The organism is Mitsuaria sp. RG (genome assembly GCF_028369275.1).
Classification (GTDB): Bacteria; Pseudomonadota; Gammaproteobacteria; order Pseudomonadales; family Pseudomonadaceae; genus Aquipseudomonas; species Aquipseudomonas peradeniyensis.
The window spans coordinates 1-15,322 of the sequence record NZ_JAQMYQ010000054.1 but is presented as its reverse complement, the minus strand read 5'-3'; the positions used below and the strand labels follow the sequence as shown (position 1 = coordinate 15,322).

The 15,322-nt window shown below is 64.0% G+C and carries 13 protein-coding genes; 1 reads left to right on the top strand and 12 read right to left on the bottom strand.

Annotation, left to right across the window (positions count from 1 at the left end; all coding sequences use genetic code 11):
* Positions 1-7 precede the first annotated feature (7 nt).
* The 7 genes from gcvH to arcD (POF53_RS22690) all read right to left on the bottom strand — a co-directional run bounded on the left by gcvH (position 8) and on the right by arcD (POF53_RS22690) (position 7,646).
* Positions 8-391, bottom strand: a complete 384-nt coding sequence (gene gcvH, locus POF53_RS22720; RefSeq protein WP_203650883.1) for a glycine cleavage system protein GcvH — start codon at positions 389-391, stop codon at positions 8-10.
* A gap of 282 nt (positions 392-673) precedes the next feature.
* Positions 674-2,182: a transcriptional regulator GcsR gene (gcsR, locus tag POF53_RS22715; RefSeq protein WP_203650885.1), complete on the bottom strand. Its 1,509-nt coding sequence runs from the start codon at positions 2,180-2,182 to the stop codon at positions 674-676.
* A gap of 176 nt (positions 2,183-2,358) precedes the next feature.
* A complete protein-coding gene (locus tag POF53_RS22710; RefSeq protein ID WP_203650888.1) occupies positions 2,359-2,727 on the bottom strand; it encodes a DUF5064 family protein in 369 nt (122 codons plus the stop codon).
* Positions 2,728-2,782: 55 nt separating this feature from the next.
* Positions 2,783-3,712: a carbamate kinase gene (gene arcC / locus POF53_RS22705; RefSeq protein ID WP_203650896.1), complete on the bottom strand. Its 930-nt coding sequence runs from the start codon at positions 3,710-3,712 to the stop codon at positions 2,783-2,785.
* 136 nt (positions 3,713-3,848) lie between these two features.
* On the bottom strand, positions 3,849-4,859 hold the full coding sequence (locus POF53_RS22700) for an ornithine carbamoyltransferase (protein WP_110738301.1): 1,011 nt from the start codon (positions 4,857-4,859) through the stop codon (positions 3,849-3,851).
* Between the two features lie 69 nt (positions 4,860-4,928).
* Entirely contained in the window at positions 4,929-6,185 is a 1,257-nt protein-coding gene (arcA, locus tag POF53_RS22695) for an arginine deiminase (protein WP_498969542.1), read from the bottom strand.
* A gap of 33 nt (positions 6,186-6,218) precedes the next feature.
* Positions 6,219-7,646 (bottom strand): arginine-ornithine antiporter, encoded by a 1,428-nt coding sequence (arcD, locus tag POF53_RS22690; protein WP_203650898.1) that lies wholly within the window; start codon positions 7,644-7,646, stop codon positions 6,219-6,221.
* 425 nt (positions 7,647-8,071) lie between these two features.
* Between arcD (POF53_RS22690) and arcD (POF53_RS22685) the strand changes: the two genes are divergently transcribed.
* A complete protein-coding gene (arcD, locus tag POF53_RS22685) occupies positions 8,072-9,499 on the top strand; it encodes an arginine-ornithine antiporter (protein WP_254464736.1) in 1,428 nt (475 codons plus the stop codon).
* A 54-nt stretch (positions 9,500-9,553) separates the two neighbouring features.
* On the opposite strand, the gene POF53_RS22680 is transcribed toward arcD (POF53_RS22685), so the two are convergent.
* The 5 genes from POF53_RS22680 to POF53_RS22660 all read right to left on the bottom strand — a co-directional run bounded on the left by POF53_RS22680 (position 9,554) and on the right by POF53_RS22660 (position 15,137).
* Positions 9,554-9,967, bottom strand: a complete 414-nt coding sequence (locus tag POF53_RS22680) for a YbaN family protein (protein ID WP_028691980.1) — start codon at positions 9,965-9,967, stop codon at positions 9,554-9,556.
* 49 nt (positions 9,968-10,016) lie between these two features.
* Positions 10,017-10,622, bottom strand: a complete 606-nt coding sequence (locus POF53_RS22675) for a biliverdin-producing heme oxygenase (protein ID WP_062360424.1) — start codon at positions 10,620-10,622, stop codon at positions 10,017-10,019.
* Positions 10,623-10,836: 214 nt separating this feature from the next.
* Positions 10,837-13,443, bottom strand: coding sequence for a TonB-dependent receptor (locus POF53_RS22670; RefSeq protein WP_498969539.1), 2,607 nt, complete (start codon positions 13,441-13,443; stop codon positions 10,837-10,839).
* A 125-nt stretch (positions 13,444-13,568) separates the two neighbouring features.
* Positions 13,569-14,531, bottom strand: coding sequence for a FecR family protein (locus POF53_RS22665; protein WP_203650917.1), 963 nt, complete (start codon positions 14,529-14,531; stop codon positions 13,569-13,571).
* Positions 14,532-14,624: 93 nt separating this feature from the next.
* The gene (locus POF53_RS22660; RefSeq protein ID WP_498969536.1) at positions 14,625-15,137 is read right to left on the bottom strand and encodes an RNA polymerase sigma factor; all 513 of its coding nucleotides are present in this window, start codon (positions 15,135-15,137) and stop codon (positions 14,625-14,627) included.
* Positions 15,138-15,322 lie beyond the last annotated feature (185 nt).

Below are 15,322 nucleotides of genomic sequence, written 5' to 3'. Positions count from 1 at the left end.
CGGTACCTCAGGCGTCGTCGTTGGCTTTGAGCAGGCGGTCGTAGGCGGCCTGGTCGAGCAGGGCGGCCACTTGGCTCATGTCGGCGGGGATGAAGCGGAAGAACCAGCCTTCGCCCAGCGGGTCCTCGTTGACCAGCTCGGGGCTGTCGTTCAGGCCATCGTTGACCGCGACCACTTCACCGGTCAGCGGCATGTACACGCCACTGGCGGCCTTTACCGATTCCACGGTGGAGGCTTCGGCGCCCTTGTCGTACTGCTGCAGTTCCGGCAGTTGCACATAGACCACGTCGCCGAGGGCGTTCTGGGCGTAGGCGGTGATGCCTACGGTGACGCTGCCGTCGGCTTCGACGCGCAGCCATTCGTGATCTTCGGTGAAACGCAACTCGCTCATGGGAATTCCTCGGGAAGCAGGGGGCGTTGGGCGCGGTAGGCTCCGCGCTCTTAAGGTTGGAATTCCCTTAGCAATAATGCGGCCAGATAATAAAAATCCTTATTAATCAATAAGTTAATTATATTCTGTAAGTTTTCTGTCACTCATCTGGAACGAAATCGATACAGATGGGCAGGGATTCAAAAGCGTTGCAGGATCAAACCCTTGCAAAGGCGCATGCAAATGGATGTGTATCGATATCGATACGATGTAATGAAATCGATACGGTTGGTGTAGCCTGAGTCAACCTCGGGTTGGAATTCCGTACTTGCGCAAGCGCTGGGCGATGGCCGTGTGCGAAGTCTGCAAGCGTCCGGCCAACTGCCGGGTCGAGGGGTAGCTGGCATACAGGCGCTGCAACAGTTCGCGCTCGAAATCCCCCACCGCCTGTTCCAGGCTGGCCACCTCGCCATCCTGCCCGCGTGCCACCGAGGTGCCAGCGATGTCCAGGTCATCGATATCCACCAGGTTGCTTTCACAGATGGCCGCGGCGCGGAAGATCACGTTCTGTAGCTGGCGCACGTTGCCCGGCCAGGGATTGGCCAGCAGTGCCGGATGCGTGGCAGGCGCCAGCCGGCAGGCTGGACGCTGGATCTGGGTGCAGGCCTGCTGCATGAAGAACTGCGCCAGCGACAGGATGTCCTGGCCGCGATCGCGCAGCGGCGGGACCTGCAGGTTGAGCACGTTGAGGCGGTAGAACAGGTCTTCGCGGAAAGTGCCTTCGCCGACCATGCGCTCAAGGTCGCGGTGGGTGGCGCTGATGATGCGCACGTCCACTTTCACCTCGCGGTCGCCGCCTACCCGGCGGAAGCTGCCATCGCTCAGAAAACGCAGCAGTTTGGCCTGCAGGTACGGCGACATTTCGCCGATCTCGTCGAGGAACACCGTGCCCTGGTTGGCCAGTTCCATCAGCCCGGGCTTGCCGCCACGTTGCGCGCCGGTGAAAGCGCCGGGGGCATAGCCGAACAGTTCGCTCTCGGCCAGGCTCTCGGGCAGCGCCGCGCAGTTGAGCGCCAGGAACGGTGCGGCATGGCGGCTGCTTATGGCATGGCAGGCGCGGGCCACCAGTTCCTTTCCGGTACCGGTCTCGCCGTGCACCAGCAGCGGTGCGTCGAGGGTGGCCACGCGCAGGGCGCGGGCCTTGAGGGTACGGATGGCCGGGGAGTCGCCGAGCATGGCGTCGAAACCTTCGGCATGGTCGTGGTGCAGGGCCGACAGGCGCTCACCCATGCGGTTGGGCGGGTACAGGGTCAGCAGGCCGCCGGCGTGGGTGATCGGCGTGGCGTCGAGCAGCAGGCTCTGGCCGTTGAGCTGCATCTCGCGCATGGGCAGGTGGAAGTTGTTGTCCAGCAGGGCCTGGAGCAGGTCGGGATCGCCGAACAGCTCGCCCACCGAGCGCCCGGCTGACTCGCGCCCGCACAGGGCGATCAGCGCCGGGTTGGCCAGCAGCACCTTGCCTGCGCTGTCCACCGCCAGCACCGGGTCGCTCATGGCGGCGAGCAGGGCGTCGAGTTGCAGGTGGCGGCGCTGGCCGGGGAGGATGTCGACCACTTGCACCGACTGTACGCCGCGCACCTCGAACAGGGCGTCGTGCAGCTCTTCGAGCACGGCGGGGCTCAGGGTCGGGGCATCGATGTAGACGTTCGGCGGGACCATCTCCACGGCATCGAGGTTGAGGTTGCGGGCACCGAGCAGGGCCAGGACTTCCTGGGTGATGCCGACGCGGTCGATGAAGCTGACGTGGATGCGCATGATGAGCGAGGCTTTGGCCGGGATGGGCGTCAGTATGCCTTGCGATGTCGTTCTAGCCCACTATTGCCGGGGCTGCTGCGCAGCCCTTTCGCGGCACAAGGCCGCTCCTACAGGTGCGTTCGATCCCTGTAGGAGCGGCCTTGTGCCGCGAAAGGGCCGCGCAGCGGCCCCGAGGATCACTCCAGATGCTCTGGCTTGATCGGGTCACCCGATTTCACATCCAGCTTGGTGCGAATGTCTTCGAACATGTAGTCATACAGCTTGTGCGGCGAACCGAGGTTCTCGAACTTCTTCGGTGGCGGCAGGAACGACTGGGCCTTGCGGCTCAACTGCATCAGAAAGCTCGGCAGCACCTGGTCCTTGGCCAGGAAGAACTTTTCGTCCACCGCCTTGCCTTCGATCTTGCCATGCATGCGGAACTGGATGCCGCGGCCTTCACTCGGGTCCGACACGGCCTCGTAGTCGATGCACAGGTCGTAGCTGTGGTCGTTGGTGTTCAGCGCGGTGCGCTCGATATGCACGTGACCAGGTTGATACTGGGCCATGGCGAGTCCTCCGGAAGGTTGAAAACGGCGGGTGCCAGGCACCCGCCAACTGCATTCAACGGTAGCTGATACCGGGCTTGGCGGTGGAAACCCGCGTGCCGGCGGTGCCCTTGACGATGTCCTCGATGTTCTCCAGCGAGCTGATCACCGCCACCTTGCCGGTGTTGCGCGCAAAGTCGCAGGCGGCCTGGACCTTCGGCCCCATGGAGCCGGCGGCAAAGCCCAGTTTTTCGAGCTCGTCCGGATGAGCCTGGGCGATGGCTTTTTTCGTCGGTTTACCGAAATCAATGTACGCCGCGTCGACGTCGGTGGCGATGATCAGCAGGTCGGCTTCCAGTTGTTCGGCGAGCAGCGCCGAGCACAGGTCCTTGTCGATCACCGCCTCGATGCCCTTGAGCTTGCGGTTCTCGTCATACATGGTGGGGATGCCGCCGCCGCCGGCGCAGATCACGATGCTGCTCTTCTCCAGCAGCCACTTGATCGGGCGGATCTCGAAGATGCGCTTGGGTTTCGGGCTGGCCACCACGCGGCGGTACTTGTCGCCGTCGGGCTTGACCACCCAGCCTTTTTCCTTGGCCAGGCGTTCGGCCTCGTCCTTGGCGTAGACCGGGCCGATGAACTTGGTCGGGTCCTTGAACGCCGGGTCGTTGGCGTCCACTTCCACCTGGGTGAGCAGGGTGGCGAACGGCACCTCGAAGGCCAGCAGGTTGCCCAGCTCCTGTTCGATCATGTAGCCGATCATGCCTTCGGTCTCGGCGCCGAGCACGTCCAGCGGATAGGCTTCATCCGGCTTGTACGACAGCCCCTGCAGCGACAGCAGGCCGACCTGCGGGCCGTTGCCGTGGGCGATGACCAGTTCGTTGCCGGGGTGGATCTTGGCGATCTGCTCGGTGGCGGTGCGGATATTGGCGCGCTGGTTGTCGGCGGTCATCGGTTCGCCGCGGCGCAGCAGGGCGTTGCCGCCCAATGCAACAACGATACGCATGGGGAATGTCCTTTAAACGGGGAGTGACGATCCTGTGGGAGCGGGTTTACCCGCGAATGCGTCAGCAGGGCCAGCGATGTCGTCTGGGCTGGCCCTTTCGCGGGTGAACCCGCTCCCACAGGGATCGAGGATGGCCTTAGAGGTCAGCCAGGGTCGACACCAGGATCGCCTTGATCGTGTGCATGCGATTCTCCGCCTGCTCGAAGGCGATGCACGCCGGCGACTCGAACACGTCATCGGTCACTTCGATGCCGTTGGCCAGGTCCGGGTACTGCTCGGCGATCTGCTTGCCGACCTTGGTCTCGGAGTTGTGGAACGCCGGCAGGCAGTGCATGAACTTGGTGCGTGGGTTGCCGGTGGCCTTCATCAGTTCCTTGTTCACCTGATAGGGCTTGAGCTGTTTGATGCGCTCGCCCCAGGCTTCGATCGGCTCGCCCATCGACACCCAGACGTCGGTGTGGACGAAGTCCACGCCCTTGACCGCGGCTTTCGGGTCTTCGGTCAGGGTGATGCGCGCGCCGCTTTCCTCGGCGTACTTGTGGCAGCGCTCGACCAGGTCGTCATGGGGCCACAGGGCCTTGGGCGCGGCGATGCGCACGTCCATGCCGAGTTTGGCGCCGATCAGCAGCAGCGAGTTGCCCATGTTGTTGCGGGCGTCGCCCAGGTAGGCGTAGCTGATGTCGTGCAGCGGCTTGTCGCTGTGCTCGCGCATGGTCAGCACGTCGGCGATCATCTGGGTCGGGTGGTATTCGTCGGTCAGGCCGTTGAACACCGGCACGCCGGCGAACTTGGCCAGTTCCTCGACGATCTCCTGCTTGAAGCCACGGTACTCGATGGCGTCGTACATGCGCCCGAGCACGCGGGCAGTGTCCTTCATGCTCTCCTTGTGGCCGATCTGCGAAGAGTTGGGGTCGATGTAGGTGACGTTGGCGCCCTGGTCGTAGGCGGCGACTTCGAAGGCGCAGCGGGTGCGGGTCGAGGTCTTCTCGAAGATCAGGGCGATGTTGTTGCCCTTCAGGTGCTGCTGCTCGGTGCCGGTGTACTTGGCGCGCTTGAGGTCGCGGGAAAGGTCCAGCAGGTAGCGCAGTTCGCGGGTGCTGTGGTGTTCGAGGCTGAGCAGGTTGCGGTTGTGGATATTGAACGCCATGACGGTTCTCCTTGGATTCGGTGAGGTGCCCGGCCGCTGCCTCGTGGGCGCGGCCGGTTTCGATGGGCGTTAGTAGTCGATAGGGTCGCGCACGATCGGGCAGGTCATGCAGTGGCCGCCGCCGCGGCCCCGGCCCAGCTCGCCGGCGCTGATGGTGATGACCTCGATCCCGGCCTTGCGCAGCAGGGTGTTGGTGTAGGTGTTGCGGTCGTAGCCAATGACCACGCCGGGTTCCACGGCCACCACGTTGTTGCCGTCATCCCATTGTTCGCGTTCGGCGGCGAAGCTGTTGCCGCCGGTCTCTACCACGCGCAATTTCTTGAGGTTGAGCGATTCGGCGACCACCTCGATGAATGATTTGTTCTCGCGGCGCACATCCATGCCATAAGGCTTGCTGCTATCAGGACGGATCACGAACGGCACGATTTCCTTGACCACTTCGGGGAAGATGGTGACCAGATCGCGGTCGCAGAAGCTGAACACGGTGTCCAGGTGCATCGCTGCGCGGGACTTCGGCAGCCCGGCGACCACCACCTTCTCTACCGCACCCTTGGCGAACAGCGATTGCGCCAGTTGGCCGATGGCCTGGCGCGAGCTGCGCTCTCCCATGCCGATCAGCACGACACCATTGCCGATCGGCATCACATCGCCGCCTTCAAGGGTAGCTTTGCCGTGGTCCTTGTCCGGGTCGCCGTACCAGACTTCAAAGTCGGCATTGGTAAATTCGGGGTGGAACTTGTAGATGGCGCTGGTCAACAGAGTCTCTTGGCGTCGCGCCGGCCAGTACATCGGGTTGAGGGTAACGCCACCGTAAATCCAGCAAGTGGTGTCACGGGTGAACTGGGTATTGGGCAGCGGGTCGAGCAGGAAACTGGAGTGGCCGAGGTAATCGCGATACATCTTGATCACGCTCGCGCCTTCGCTGTCGGGCAGGTCTTCACCTGCCACGCCGCCGATCAGGAACTCGGCCAACTTGCGCGGCTCGAGGCCTTCGAGCCAGCTGCGCACTTCGTTTTTCAGGCCGATACCGACAGTGTCGTCGGTGATCTTGCGATCGAGAATCCACTTCAGTGCTTCGGGATTCTGGATGGTCTCGGTCAGCAGATTGTGCATTTCCAGCACTTCGATGCCGCGCTCGCGCATCTTGGTGACGAAGTCGAAGTGGTCGCGCTTGGCCTGGTTGACCCAGATGACGTCATCGAACAGCAACTCGTCGCAGTTGCTCGGGGTCAGGCGCTGGTGCGCAAGGCCTGGGCTGCAGACCATCACTTTGCGCAGTTTGCCGGCTTCGGAGTGAACGCCGTATTTCTGTTTCTCAGTGGACATGGTGAATCCTCCTGTAAAGCGAAGACGTGGGGTTCAGAGAGTCAGGAAACCGTCGTACAGGCCGTAGGCCGCCACCAGGGCGCCCGCGACCACGGCGGCGAAGATCAGTTTTTCCACGCTGGTGAAGATCGGTTGGCCGACCTCGCGCTTGGCCTTGGCGAACAGGATCGCGCCAGGGGCGTAGAGCAGGGCCGAGAGCAGCAGGTATTTCACGCCGCCTGCGTACAGCAGCCAGATTGCGTAGAGCAGGGCGATGCCGCCGATGATCAGGTCTTTCTTGCGTTCGGCCAGGGCCTGTTCGTAGGTCTCGTTGCGCCAGGCCAGCAGGAAGGCGTAGGCCGCCGACCACAGGTAAGGCACCAGGATCATCGAGGTGGCGAGGTAGATCAGCGACAGGTAGGTGCTGTTGGAGAACAGGGTGATGACCAGGAAGATCTGCACCATGGCGTTGGTCAGCCACAGGGCGTTGGCCGGCACATGGTTGGCGTTCTCGCGGCGCAGGAACTCCGGCATGGTGTGGTCCTTGGCGGCGGCGAACATGATCTCGGCGCACAGCAGCACCCATGACAGCAGGGCGCCCAGCAGCGAGATGATCAGGCCGACGCTGATCAGCACCGCGCCCCAGTGGCCGACCACGTGTTCCAGCACCGCGGCCATCGATGGGTTCTGCAGCTTGGCCAGCTCCGGTTGGGTCATCACGCCGAGCGACAGCACGTTGACCAGCACCAGGAACAGCAGCACGGTGACGAAGCCGATGACCGTGGCCTTGCCGACGTCGGAGCGTTTTTCCGCACGGGAAGAGAAGATGCTCGCGCCTTCGATGCCGATGAACACCCACACGGTGACCAGCATCATGTTGCGCACCTGGTTCATCACGCTGCCCAGGTCCGGCGTGCCGACGGCCCAGATGTCCGCGGTAAACACATCGAGCTTGAAGGCGAACAGGCAGATCAGCGCGAACAGCGCCAGCGGCACGACCTTGGCCACGGTGGTGACCAGGTTGATGAAGGCGGCTTCCTTGATGCCGCGCAGCACCAGGAAGTGCACCGCCCACAGCAGAACGGAAGCACCGATCACCGCCGCGGGAGTGTTGCCTTCACCGAATACCGGGAAGAAATACCCCAAGGTGCTGAACAGCAGCACGAAGTAGCCGACGTTGCCCAGCCAGGCACTGATCCAGTAGCCCCAGGCCGAGGAGAAACCCATGTAGTCGCCGAAGCCGGCCTTGGCGTAGGCGTATACCCCGCCGTCAAGGTTTGGCTTGCGGTTGGCCAGGGTCTGGAAGACGAAGGCGAGGGTGAGCATGCCCACCGCGGTGATGGCCCAGCCGATCAGCACGGCGCCGACGCCGGCGCTGGCGGCCATGTTCTGCGGCAACGAGAAGATCCCGCCACCGATCATCGAGCCGACGACAAGTGCAACAAGTGCACCTAGTTTTAGTTTTCCGGGAGAATCAGACATTTAACGACTCCGTACCAGGAGAAAGTTGACCTCAGAATAAATCTGACGCCTGGATCATTCGCTGACTTAGATCAGTTCATGCCCGCATGAAGATCAGAAAAATCCTTCACGCGCCTCCTGGAGGATGCCGACAGCTCTGACGCAGGCCTTGTGCGCTGGCACCTCCATGTCCTTCTAGAGCAAACGCTCCGTTTCGCCTGCGAACTGAGAAGTTAGTCCGTTTTGCGGTTTTCGCAAATTTTTCACAGCAAATAGCGACGGGTTTAGACGATCCGCAAAGTAGTCGACTAATGTGATTTTTATTAAGGTGTCGCTATAGACAACATGGTTATGAGTGCTATAGGTTTAATGGCTTTATTTGATAAAAAACTTGTAACAATAATGTCGGCCAATACGTTCACGCGCGCCCGCGCACGAGGAGCCCCATGAGCGAACCGGGACAGAAACTGCGTCTAGGGGCGCTGATCGCGCTGGTGGTCGGCTCGATGATCGGTGGCGGGATCTTCTCGTTGCCGCAGAACATGGCCGCCCGTGCCGATGTCGGGGCGGTGCTGATCGGCTGGGGCATCACCGCGGTGGGGATGCTGGCGCTGGCCTTCGTGTTCCAGACCCTGGCTAACCGCAAGCCGGAGCTGGACTCCGGGGTGTATGCCTACGCCAAGGCCGGCTTTGGTGATTACATGGGTTTCTCCTCGGCTTGGGGCTACTGGATCAGCGCCTGGCTGGGCAACGTCGGCTACTTCGTGCTGCTGTTCAGCACCCTCGGCTTTTACTTTCCAGTGTTCGGCGAAGGCAACACGCCGGTGGCCATCGGCTGCGCCTCGCTGCTGCTGTGGGCGGTGCATTTCCTGGTGCTGCGCGGCATCAAGGAAGCCGCCTTCATCAACCAGGTGACCACCGTGGCCAAGGTCGTGCCGCTGCTGATGTTCATCGTCATCGCCGCCTTCGCCTTTCGCGCCGACATCTTCACCCGCGACATCTGGGGGCTGAGCAATCCGCAGTTCGGCAGCGTGCTGGAGCAGGTGCGCAACATGATGCTGGTGACAGTGTTCGTGTTTATCGGTATCGAGGGCGCGAGTGTCTATTCGGGGCGGGCGCTGCACCGCTCGGACGTGGGCAAGGCCACCGTGGTCGGTTTTCTCGGCGTGCTGGCGCTGCTGGTGTTGGTCAACGTGCTGTCGCTGGGGGTGATGACCCAGCCGGAGCTGGCTGGCTTGCAGAACCCCTCGCTGGCCTCGGTGCTGGAGCATATCGTCGGGCCCTGGGGGGCGCTGTTGATCAGCATCGGCCTGGCGGTGTCGCTGCTGGGGGCATTGCTGTCGTGGGCGCTGCTGTGCGCCGAGATCCTCTATGCCACCGCCCGGGACAAGACCATGCCGCGCTTCCTGGCGCGGGAGAACGCCAACCAGGTACCGGCCAACGCGCTATGGCTGACCAATGTGATGATCCAGGGCTTCCTGCTGATCACGCTGTTCTCGGCGGGGACCTACACCAGCCTGATCTACCTGGCGTCGTCGATGATCCTGGTGCCGTATTTCTGGTCGGCGGCCTACGCCGTGCTGCTGGCCTGGCGTGGCGAAGGCTACCAGGGACAGGCGGGGCTGCGGCGCAAGGACCTGCTGGTGGCGGCGGTCGCGCTGCTGTACGCGGTCTGGCTGCTGTATGCCGGTGGGCTCAAGTACGTGTTGCTGTCGGCGCTGCTGTATGCGCCCGGGGTGATCCTGTTCGCACGGGCCAAGCGCGAGCAGGGGCAGGTGCTGTTCAGCGCGTGGGAGAAACTGATCTTCGCGGCGGTGCTGGCGGGGGCGGGGCTGGCGGCGTATGCCCTGTACTCGGGGTTGTTGAGCCTTTGACCTTGCAGGTGCCGACTCAACGGCGGTGTCCTTTGGCGCTGTGGCGCAAATGAATCAACCTTGCAGTTCGACGGCGCCTGGTGGCGTCGGACGTTCCGGGCGCGACCAGATCCACAGGTTGCCCAGGGTCATGCCGGCGATGGCGAGGAACACCGGCCAGTGGTGTTCGAGCACGGTCAGCATCAGGCCGGCGCACAGCAGCATGCTGATGGTCGCGCTGACCTTGGCGCGGCGCTGGATCACCTTGCCGTTGCGCCAGTTGTAGAGGATCGGGCCGAACAGCCGGTGGTTCTCCAACCAGGCGGACAGGCGCGGCGAGCTGCGGGTCGCGGCCCAGGCGGCGAGGAGGATGAATTCGGTAGTGGGCAGCCCGGGAATGACGATGGCCACCAGGCCAATGCCCAGGCTGACATAGGCCAGGATCGCGTAGAGCAGGCGGGACAGTTTCGAGCGGGCGATTCGGGTCATGGTCTCACTGCAACGGTGTGGCCGCCCGCGGGCGGCCGGGTAAAGCGTTTCAGGCCAGCGCGGCGTCGGCGGCGTAGGCATGCTTGAGCAGCTCGGTGAAGCGCTCGAAGGCGGCGACCGCGCCACGCTCGGCGGCGGCGTCTTCCTCGGGCGACAGGTCCAGGCTGTCGAGGATGCGGGTGAACTGCTTCCAGCCTTCGGCGCGGCCACCGGCCGGTTCGCCCAGGTGACGGGCACCGAAGGTCTCGGACAGCTCCAGGGCCACGGCGCGCTTGATCAGGAAGGCGGCACCCAGTTTGGAGCCTTCGGAGACGAAGATCCAGCCCAGCGCTTCGCCCAGGCTCGGCTTGCCCAGCGCGCCGGCGAAGGGTGCGGGCACTTCGGTGTCGAGGTCGGCCAGGTCCAGGCGGGCCTGCTCGGCGCGGCAGCGCGCGGCCAGGTCGGGCACGATGGCGATCAGTTGCGGGTCGGTGTACAGCGCCTGCAGCTCGGACTGGAACAGGTACTGGGCAACCACGAAGCGGGCGAAGCTTTCACGGCTGTCGAACGGCTTGTGCGATTTGACCAGGGCGTCCAGCTCGGTGTGCGGGGCGTGGGTGACCTGGTTCAGGCGCTGGGAGCGCAGGGCGGCGCGTTCGGTGGAAGGGGCGGTCATGGGGGCATCCTTGGAAAATGGGGCTGTCTAGTGACAAGACGAAAAGGAAGACGCGGGACAGTAAAAAAACCTCACCTGCGAAGTGAAATCATTCGCAAAACGTGTTTGCTGCTATTCGCGGGTAAACCCGCTCCCACAGGTCTTGCGAGCGACGCGGAACCTGTGGGAGCGGGTTTACCCGCGAAGAAAACAGCGACGGTGTTGGGTCCAGGCCTCAGATATCCCACACCAGGTTGATGGCGAAGTTGCGCCCCGGCGCGGTCAGGCGGTCCAGGTTGGCCGGCTGGGTGACGGCAGCTTCGCCCACACCGTTCTGGTCACCGACCATGGCGTACTTGCGCACGTCGTCCCACTGCCAGTACTTCTTGTCGGCCAGGTTGTACACGCCGCCGTTGATGGTCAGGTCGTCGGTGATCCGGTAGAAGCCGGTCAGGTCCAGCACGCCGTAGCCGGGCGTGCGGAAGTTCGAGCTGGAACCGTCGGGGGCGAAGAACTTGGTATCGTCCACGCGGTTCTTGCGCTTGACCACGGTCCAGCTGAGCTGGGTGCCATAGTCGATCTGCTCGTAGCCCAGGCCGAACACGCCGGTCAGCGGGTTGACGCTGTTCAGCGGTTGGCCGGTGTCGTCGTTGCGCCCGTAGGCATAGGCGATGGAGCCGACGGTGTACAGGCCTTCAGGCGCGCCGAAGCGGTCCAGGTTGAGGCGGCCCTTGACTTCGGCGCCCTTGATGGTGGCGTGCTTGATGTTGTTGGCCTGGAAGGAGGTCCCCAGGTTGGTCGACTGCACGGCCTCTTCGTTGATGAAATCGCGGTACTTGTTGTAGAACACCGCGACATCGAAGTTGCCGGCGTCGAAGTTGCCACGCAGGCCGGTTTCGTAGCTCTTGCTCTTCTCCGGCTCCAGCCCCGGGTTAGGCTCGACCACATAGCCGCCGGCGAGGTTTTCGAAGCGTCCCCAGATCGCCTTGGCGCTCGGCGTGCGGAAACCTTCGGCGTACTGCCCGTACCAGGTGTAGTTGTCGTTGAAGGCATAGGTCACGCCCAGCTTTGGCGATACGCGGTGCCATTTCTTGTCGTCGTCGTTCAGACGGCTTTGCCCGGTGGGGCTGGTGCTCTGCACACCGCGCAGGTATTCGGCGGTCATCTTCGGATCGATGCGGGTGTAGTCGTAGCGAGCGCCCGGCAGGAAGGTCCAGTTGTTCCAGCGGATCTCGTCCTGGGCGAACAGGCTGTAGGTGTTGACGGTCGGATCCGGGAAGTCGCTGACCGGTGCCGGGGTGTCGGCCGGGCTGATCTGGCCGATGAATCGGCAGGCGCCGCCCACCACCAGGCAGGTGCCCTTGCCGGTGCGCAGGCCGGTGATCTTTTCGTGCTTGAGCGTGGTGCCGTAAGTGAGCAGGTGGTCGGTTTCACCGATGCGGAACGCCTTGTCCAGCTGGGCATCAAGCACCCATTGGCGGTCCTTGTAGGTGGTGTCGCGTTCGCGCAGCACCGTGCGGCTGAACGGGAAGTAGATTTCCGAGGTTGCCTGGTCGGTCTTGGCGATCTGGTAGTTCAGGCTCCACTTGACGTGGTCGGCGACCAGCGAATCCAGGCCGAATTCATGATTGATGCCGAAACGCTCGCGGGTGACGGTATCGTTGCCGGTGCGGCTGCGGTACATGCCCAGGGGCGAGCCGCCGTTGAACGGTCCGCCCACTGCGCTGAGGATGTTCTGGTCGCGATCATCCTTGTAGTGCTCGTAGGTCAGCCCGAACCGCGCGTCGTCGGCGTAGTTCCAGCCCAGCTTGGCCAGCACGTTGGTGGTGCGAACGTCTTCGGGGTTGGCTTTGGTCCGGTTGATGCCGGCACCGCCATGCCCGCCATAGGACTCGGTCTCGTGGCCATTGCGCTGGCTCAGGTGCAGCAGGCCGTCGAAGTCACCCTGGCGGCCCGCTACGGTGGCCGAGGTCAGCCAGCTTTCGTCGGCGGAGCTGTAGCCGGTCTTCAGGCGTGCGCCGACATCCTTGCCTGGCTTGATGATGTCTTCCGGGTCGAGGGTGTAGTAGCTCACCGCGCCGCCAATGGCGTTGCTGCCGTACAGCACGGAGGCCGGGCCGCGCAGGATCTCCACGCGCTTGACGATCTCGGGGTCGACATAGTTGCGCTGGGTCTGGGCGTAGGGGCCGTTGAAGAAGCTGTCGGGAATCGACACGCCGTCCACCTGGGTCAGCACCCGGTCGCCATCGATACCGCGGATGTTGTAGCCGTTCAGGCCGCTGCGCTGGCCGGTGCCGGACACCGATACACCGGGTTCGTAGCGCACCAGTTGCTTGATGTCGTTGACGTTCTGCCGGTCCAGTTGCTCACGGGTCTGCACGCTGACGGTGCTCGGTACCTGGCTGACATCCTGGGCGCTGCGGGTGGCGCTGACGGTCACCTGTTGCAGGGCGATGGTGTTGCCGGCGGACTGGCGCTCGAGCACCACGTTGCCGTTGCCGATCTTGCGGTAGCCCAGGCCGGTGCCGCGCAGCAGGCGTTGCAGCGCCATCTCCGGGGGCAGCGAGCCCTGCACGCCCGGCGAGGCCACGCCGTCGGCCAGCTCGGCGCTGAAGCCGACCTGCCAGCCGGTCACCTTGCTGAAGGCGTTGATGGCCTCGACCAGCGGCTGCTGGGTGATGGCGAAGCGGTAGTCGCCCATGCGCGGGCTGCTCGCCTGGGCTGGTTCCACGGCCAGCGCCGGCAGGCTGCAGGCGCCGCTGGCGAGCAGGGCCAGGGTCAGCAGGGACAATTGCCCGCGACGGCGGGTAGAAGTGGACGGGCGGGTCTGACCTGTGGGCATTGAAAGCGCTCCCTGTCGCGCGTGAGTTATAGGCGGTGCTTGTTCTCGTTTTCGAACGAGAATCAATCGTATTGGCTATAACGAGACGGGCGAGGCAGGGCGATCGCGTAAAAAAACTTACCGGGTCAGTTGAGAATCACCACGGCTGGGTACTCGTGCAGTTGCGCCGAGGTGATATGGGCGAGGGCGCGCAGGGTTTCCAGCGGCTGGTCGAGGCGGTAGTTGCCGGTGACCGCGACCTGCTCCAGGTGAGCGTTGCGGTTGATGATAAAGCCCGGGTAGTAGCGGCGGACTTCGGCGAGCACCTGGCTCAGCGGGCAGTTCTCGAACACCAGGCGGCCTTCGATCCAGGCCAGGTCCTTGCTCATGTCGGGGCGCTGGCGCTGGCCGAAGCCCTTGGGGCCGACGCTGATGCTGTCGCCGGCGCTCAGGCGGATGCGCTGGTCGCTCGCGGCCTGCAGGTCGACATCGCCGCGTTGCACCCGCACCTGGGCCTCGCCATCGAGGTAGCGCACGGCGAAGTCGGTGTCGCGCACGCTGGCGCGCAGCGGGCCGGCCTGGACTTCCAGGGGCGGCTGGCTGGTGTTGGATACCTGGAAGTACGCCTCGCCCTGAAGCAGGCGGGCGACCTTGCGGCCTTCGCGCTCGTCGCTGGCGAAGGCCGAATTGGTATTGAGCAGCACCTTGGCACCCGGGTCCAACTCCAGGCGCTGTCGCTCGCCGACCACAGTCAGGTGGTCGGCCTGCAGGCGCACCGGCAGGTTGCCGAAGGTGAACAGCCCGACCAGCAGCACGGCAGCGGTGGCCAGCGGCTTCCAGTGGCTGCGCAGGCGCCCGGCGAGCGAGCGCTTGCGGCTGTGCTGCAGCTGGCCGGCGGCCTGGCGCAGCGAGGCGCCGTTCCACAGCGCTTCGGCCTCGACATAGGCCTCAGCGTTCTCCGGCTCGGCCCCCAGCCAGTGCTCGAAGGCGCGGGTATCGTCTTCGCTGGCGCACTGCAGGCGGATCAACCAGTCCAGCGCCTCCTCGCGGGCACGGGCGCGGGCATCAGGCTCGGCGGGTGACGGGCGAGGCGTGGGGCGGTCGGTCACGGGGGATCCTTGCGAGGGGCTTTTTTTGCGCATGATCAGTGCAGACCCGGTCCATGGCAAGGGCTTTGCGCGGGTCAGCGGCGAGCGGTCACATCACTGGTGACGATCGGCCACGCCCATGCAGATGGCCATGATCAGTTTCAGCTCCTTCTGCACCGTGCTGGCCGAGACCTTCAGCTGCTCGGCGATTTCCAGGTAGCTGGCGCCGTGCAGCCGGCTGAGGATGAAGATGCGCTGCTGGCGCTCGCTGAGCTGGCCGAGGCTGACGCTCAGGTGCTTGAGCAGTTGCTCGGCGTGGGCGGCGTCCTCGCTGCTGGCCGCGGGGGCGGCGACATTGTGCAGGACCTGTTCGGGTACATCGTCCACCAGCGTGCGCGCCTGCACCCGACGTGCGCGCAGGTGGTCCAGGGCCAGGTTGCGGGCGGTCTGGAAAACGAAGGGCTCGAGGTGTTCGATCGGCCGCTCGCCCAGGGCGCGGGTGACCCGCAGGTAGGTTTCCTGCAGCAGGTCCTCGGCGGTGCTGGGGTTGCCCACCATGCGCTGCAAGGTGCGCAGCAGGGTGAGGCGCTGGTTGAGGAACACTGAGTTGAACCGGGACTGACTCACGGGGAAACCTGGTCGCTTTTCGGGTGAATGATAATGCTTATCATCCATGCTCGAGGTCAAGCGCAGAAATGTCACGATCAGGTAAATATTGCGGCTAGCGCGGCCCGTGTAGGAGCGGCCTTGTGCCGCTAAAGGGCCGCAAAGCGGCCCCAGGGATCTGAAATTGCTGGGGCTGCTTCGCAACC

Coding starts and splice junctions, on each gene's coding strand:
- gcsR (WP_203650885.1), bottom strand. CDS start 2,182: ATGCGCATCCACGTCAGCTTCATCGACCGCGTCGGCATCACCCAGGAA.
- arcD (WP_254464736.1), top strand. CDS start 8,072: ATGAGCGAACCGGGACAGAAACTGCGTCTAGGGGCGCTGATCGCGCTG.
- POF53_RS22670 (WP_498969539.1), bottom strand. CDS start 13,443: ATGCCCACAGGTCAGACCCGCCCGTCCACTTCTACCCGCCGTCGCGGG.
- gcvH (WP_203650883.1), bottom strand. CDS start 391: ATGAGCGAGTTGCGTTTCACCGAAGATCACGAATGGCTGCGCGTCGAA.
- POF53_RS22680 (WP_028691980.1), bottom strand. CDS start 9,967: ATGACCCGAATCGCCCGCTCGAAACTGTCCCGCCTGCTCTACGCGATC.
- POF53_RS22710 (WP_203650888.1), bottom strand. CDS start 2,727: ATGGCCCAGTATCAACCTGGTCACGTGCATATCGAGCGCACCGCGCTG.
- arcD (WP_203650898.1), bottom strand. CDS start 7,646: ATGTCTGATTCTCCCGGAAAACTAAAACTAGGTGCACTTGTTGCACTT.
- POF53_RS22675 (WP_062360424.1), bottom strand. CDS start 10,622: ATGACCGCCCCTTCCACCGAACGCGCCGCCCTGCGCTCCCAGCGCCTG.
- arcA (WP_498969542.1), bottom strand. CDS start 6,185: ATGTCCACTGAGAAACAGAAATACGGCGTTCACTCCGAAGCCGGCAAA.
- arcC (WP_203650896.1), bottom strand. CDS start 3,712: ATGCGTATCGTTGTTGCATTGGGCGGCAACGCCCTGCTGCGCCGCGGC.
- POF53_RS22700 (WP_110738301.1), bottom strand. CDS start 4,859: ATGGCGTTCAATATCCACAACCGCAACCTGCTCAGCCTCGAACACCAC.